A 5,363-nucleotide genomic window follows, 5' to 3' on the forward strand; every position below is an offset into this window, starting at 1 on the left:
GGGTGAGGGGACCATCCACCCTCAATCCCCCGGCCAGAACGCCCGAATCCCGGCCACGCCCTGCGCCCCCACCTGCCACGCCCGCGCTTGATCCTGCGGCCCGACCCCACCCAGCAGAAACACGGGCTGATTGAACCCGGCAATCAACCCCTGAGCCTGTTCCCAGCCCAGCGGCTGCGCGTCGGGGTGGGTCTGGGTAGGTTGTACCGGCGACAGCGTGACGAAGTCCACGCCCATCTGCCGTGCCAGATTCAGCTCTTCAGCGTCATGGCAGGAGGCCGCCAACCAGCGTTCCTGAGGAAACGGTCGGCCCTTGCTGGCGTACTTGCGCAGTTGCGCCGAGGTGAGATGCCAGCCGGCCGCGGGGAAGTCGCCCAGCCACTCCAATGGGCCCTTGAGCATCAGTTGCGCCTTCCCGGCACACAGCCCTACTGCGTCTACGGCCAGATCGCGATACTGCGGGTCGTAGCCGTTGGGCGCTCGCAGCTGGACAAGCCCGATGCCGCCGGCGATGGCTTTCTGCAGCCCTCGCAGCAGGGTCGGATTGTCCAGCCCATCCGGCGTGATCAGGTACTGGCCAGGCAGGCTCGCCGCCGCGACGATGGGGCGGTTGGCCGCAGGAAACTCATAGCCTGGCAACTCGCGCGGTTTGACCCACGCCAATGGCTGGCCTTCGACGCCATGGGGTTGGCCGGTGAACTCGGTGACTTCCCAGACATCCAGCAGCACCTGCTTGTCGGCGTAGTCGTGATGCACCTTGATCAAGGGCCGCGCCTGGCCGACCTCGATGCCCAGTTCCTCGCGCAGCTCCCGCGCCAGAGCGGCCTCTACGGTTTCGCCGACCTCAACCTTGCCACCGGGAAATTCCCACAGACCGCCCTGATGCTGGGAATCTGCACGACGGGCGATCAGGATGCGATGGTCGGCGCCGCGGATCACTGCCGCTGCCACATGAACTCGTTTCACTCTTCCTCCAGACCAGCCTTTTGCCAGGCTTTGAACGCTGGCCACTGGTAGATGGTGTCAACGTACGCCGCTGCGTCAGCGGGTAACTCGACGTGATAGGTCCGCAGGCGGATCGCCACTGGCGCGAAAAAGGCATCCACCAGGCTTACCTGTCCGAACAGATACGGGCCTTGCTCGGTGCTGGCTGCCCGGCACTCGCGCCACAGCGCCAGCATCCGTTGGATATCGGCTTCGGCGTCGGCGGGCATGGCTTCGTGGCCGGCATCACGCTGCAGGTCCATCGGCAGGTTGCCGCGCAGGCCGAAGAAACCGCTGTGCATCTGTGCGCACGCCGAGCGGGCCTGGGCGCGGGCAGCGATATCGTGGGGCCAGAGGTGTTTGTCGGGGAAGCGTTCTGCCAGGTATTCGGCGATTGCCAACGTGTCGGCGATGCTGCCGTGTTCGGTCTTGAGCACCGGCACCTTGGCCGTGGGCGAATGTTCGAGCATGCGCTGGCGGCTGTCGGGTTGGTTGAGTTTGATCAGGTGTTCGGTGTAGTCGACACCGGCCAGGTCCAGCGCCAGGGCGGCGCGCAGGGACCAGGAGGAATAGCGTTTGTCGCCGATGATCAGGTGGTAGGACATGGCAATGCATCCTTGGACGATTGTTGTTGAATGTGCCGGCCTCTTCGCGGCTGCACGCCGCTCCTACAGAAGATCTATCGCCCCCTGTAGGAGCGGCGTACAGCCGCGAAACCCAGCGCCGCCACCCCTCAGATCGCAACCCCTGTGGGCGCGGCGTACAGCCGCGAAAACCAACGCCGCCGCCCCCAGATCACAACCCCTGTAGGAGCGGCGTACAGCCGCGAACAGCTTCACCACCGATGTCGGATCAGGTCCGGTATTCGGCGTTGATCTTCACGTACTCGTGGGACAGGTCGGTGGTCCAGATGGTCTCGCTGCAATCCCCGCGACCAAGCTCGATGCGGATGGTGATTTCTTCCTGGGCCATGACCGCCGAGCCCTGCTCTTCGGTATAGCTCGCGGCACGCGCGCCGCGGCTGGCGATGCACACCGGGCCCAGGAACACGTCGATCTTGCTGACGTCCAGATCCGGTACCCCAGCGCGGCCAACAGCGGCGAGGATACGCCCCCAGTTGGGATCGGACGCAAACAGCGCAGTCTTGATCAGTGGCGAATGAGCCACGGTGTAGCCGACATCCAGGCATTCCTGATGATTACCACCACCGTTCACCTCGACCGTCACGAATTTGGTCGCCCCTTCGCCGTCACGCACGATGGCCTGGGCGACGTCCATGCACACCTCGAACACCGCCTGTTTCAACGCAGCGAACAGCGGGCCGGTGGCTTCGGTGATCGGCGGAACATCGGCCTGGCCCGTGGCGATCAGCATGCAGCAGTCGTTGGTAGAAGTGTCACCATCGATGGTGATGCGGTTGAACGACTTGTTCGCGCCGTCGCGCATCAGATCCTGCAGCACGTCTGGCGCCACCTTGGCGTCGGTGGCGATGTAGCCCAGCATGGTCGCCATGTTCGGGCGGATCATGCCCGCGCCCTTGCTGATGCCAGTGACCGTGACGGTCACACCATCGTGCTGGAACTGGCGGCTGGCGCCCTTGGGCAGGGTATCGGTGGTCATGATGCCAGTGGCTGCGGCCGCCCAGTTATCCACGGACAGATCATCCAGCGCCGCTTGCAGGGCGCCTTCGATCTTCTCCACAGGCAACGGCTCGCCGATCACGCCGGTGGAGAATGGCAATACCGCGCTGGCGTCAACGCCGGTCAGCTCAGCCAGTTTGGCCGTGGTGCGTTCGGCAGCGGCCAGGCCCGGCTCGCCGGTGCCGGCGTTGGCATTGCCGGTGTTGGTCAGCAGGTAGCGAACAGCCCCGCCGACGCGTTGCTTGGAAAGAATCACGGGCGCCGCACAGAAGGCATTGAGGGTGAACACGCCCGCCACGCTGGAGCCTTCGGCGCAGCGCATGACCACGATATCCTTGCGCCCTGGGCGCTTGATACCGGCGCTGGAAATGCCGAGTTCAAAACCTGGAACAGGGTGCAGCGTAGGCAAGGGACCAAGACCAACAGCCATGTGAGCGCTCCTTTGGAGGAATCTGCGGCGTATCGTCGACGCCGCCAATAAATGGACAAACGCCGCGACGGGGCTGGCCTGTCGCGGCGCGATAGTGCTTCAAACCGGTGTCAGGCCTCGATCAGTCGATCTTGCCATGGCAGTGTTTGAATTTCTTGCCCGAGCCACACCAGCACAGCTCGTTGCGGCCCAGCTTCTGCTCGTTGCGCACCGGCGTCTGGGCAGTGGCGACCGCTACGTCCGCGCCTTCTTCAAGGGCTTCGGGCTGATCCAGACCCGGTGCTTCGGCATGCTCGAACTGCATGCGCGAGGCCAGTTCCTCGGCTTCGCGACGCAGACGCGCCTCTTCCTCGATCGGGTCTTCGCGACGCACCTGAACGTGGGACAGAACGCGGATGGTATCGCGCTTGATCGAATCCAGCAGTTCCTGGAACAGGGTGAACGACTCGCGCTTGTATTCCTGCTTCGGGTTCTTCTGGGCGTAGCCGCGCAGGTGGATGCCGTGACGCAGGTGATCCATGGTGGACAGGTGGTCTTTCCACAGGTCGTCGAGTACGCGCAGCAGGATCTGCTTCTCGAAGGTACGCAGGGCATCGGCGCTGGCCTGGTCTTCCTTCTCGGTGTAGGCCGACAGCAACTCGACCATGACCTTCTCGCGCAGGGTTTCCTCGTACAGCTTGTCGTCTTCGTCCAGCCACTGCTGGATCGGCAGACTCACGCCGAAGTCGCTCTGCAAGGATGCTTCCAGGCCCGGCACGTCCCACTGCTCAGGCAGCGATTGTGGCGGAATATGCTGGGCGAACAGCGAGGCCAGGGCTTCCTGACGGAAGTCGGCGATGGTGTCGCCCACATTCTCGGAGGCCAGCAGGCTGTTACGCATGTGGTAGATCACTTTACGCTGCTCGTTGGCAACGTCGTCGAACTCCAGCAGCTGCTTGCGGATATCGAAGTTGCGGCCTTCGACCTTGCGCTGAGCCTTCTCGATGGCATTGGTGACCATGCGGTGCTCGATGGCTTCGCCGGACTGCATGCCCAGGGCCTTCATGAAGTTCTTCACCCGATCGGAGGCGAAGATGCGCATCAGGCTGTCTTCCAGCGACAGGTAGAAGCGGCTGGAACCGGCGTCACCCTGACGGCCGGCACGGCCACGCAGCTGGTTGTCGATACGACGCGATTCATGACGCTCGGACGCGATCACGTGCAGGCCACCGGACTCCAGCACTTGCTGGTGGCGTTTCTGCCATTCGGCCTTGATCTGGGCGATCTGCTCCTCGGAAGGGTTCTCCAGGGTCGCGACTTCCACTTCCCAATTGCCGCCCAGCAGGATGTCGGTACCGCGACCGGCCATGTTGGTGGCGATGGTCAGGGCGCCGGGGCGACCGGCCTGGGCGATGATTTCGGCTTCCTTCTCGTGGAACTTGGCGTTGAGCACCTTGTGCTCGATGCCTTCTTCGTTGAGCAGACGCGACATGTGCTCGGAGGTTTCGATGGTCGCGGTACCCACCAGTACTGGCCGGCCCTGAGCCATGCTTTCCTTGATGTCGGCAACGATGGCAGCGTATTTCTCGTCGGCCGTCAGGTACACCAGGTCGTTGAAGTCTTTACGCGCCAGCGGCTTGTTCGGCGGAATGACCATCACGTTGAGGTTGTAGATCTGGGCGAACTCGAACGCTTCGGTGTCCGCGGTACCGGTCATGCCCGAGAGCTTGTTGTACAGGCGGAAATAGTTCTGGAACGTGGTCGAGGCCAGGGTCTGGCTTTCGGCCTGAATGTTCAGGTTTTCCTTGGCTTCGATGGCCTGGTGCAGGCCTTCGGACAGGCGACGGCCGGGCATGGTGCGGCCGGTGTGCTCGTCGACCAGCAGGATCTGACCGTCCTGGACGATGTACTCGATGTTGCGGTTGAACAGCTTGTGCGCGCGCAGACCGGCATAGACATGGGTCAGCAGGCCCAGGTTATGCGCCGAGTACAGGCTCTCGCCCTCGGCCAACAGGCCGGCGCGGGTCAGCATTTCTTCGATGTACTGGTGGCCAGCTTCGTTGAGTTCGACCTGGCGGGTCTTCTCGTCGACAGTGTAGTGGCCTTCCTGAGTCACCTGGCCTTCGACTTCCTCGATGTGCTGCTTGAGCTGAGGAATCAGGCGGTTGATCTCGGTGTACAGCTTGGAGCTGTCTTCGGCCTGGCCCGAGATGATCAGCGGCGTACGGGCTTCGTCGATGAGGATGGAGTCGACTTCGTCGATCACGGCGAAATTCAGCTCGCGCTGGAATTTCTCTTCCATGCTGAACGCCATGTTGTCGCGCAGGTAG

4 protein-coding genes are annotated in these 5,363 nt (G+C 63.2%); all 4 read right to left on the reverse strand.

The window, feature by feature from the left end:
- Positions 1–21 precede the first annotated feature (21 nt).
- Positions 22–966 carry a Nudix family hydrolase gene (locus B3397_RS12695; protein WP_296250521.1) on the reverse strand — a complete coding sequence of 315 codons (945 nt, stop codon included), beginning with the start codon at positions 964–966 and terminating at the stop codon, positions 22–24.
- Positions 963–1,589: a glutathione S-transferase gene (locus B3397_RS12700; RefSeq protein ID WP_296250523.1), complete on the reverse strand. Its 627-nt coding sequence runs from the start codon at positions 1,587–1,589 to the stop codon at positions 963–965. The genes B3397_RS12695 and B3397_RS12700 overlap by 4 nt, the downstream gene beginning before the upstream one ends.
- Positions 1,590–1,836: 247 nt before the next feature.
- Positions 1,837–3,054 carry a bifunctional glutamate N-acetyltransferase/amino-acid acetyltransferase ArgJ gene (argJ, locus tag B3397_RS12705; protein ID WP_296250525.1) on the reverse strand — a complete coding sequence of 406 codons (1,218 nt, stop codon included), beginning with the start codon at positions 3,052–3,054 and terminating at the stop codon, positions 1,837–1,839.
- 121 nt (positions 3,055–3,175) lie between these two features.
- The coding region (gene secA, locus B3397_RS12710; protein WP_296250526.1) for a preprotein translocase subunit SecA at positions 3,176–5,363 on the reverse strand (2,188 nt) is incomplete at its 5' end.

Origin of the sequence: Pseudomonas sp. UBA4194 (assembly GCF_002379585.1) — a bacterium.
Classification (GTDB): Bacteria; Pseudomonadota; Gammaproteobacteria; order Pseudomonadales; family Pseudomonadaceae; genus Aquipseudomonas.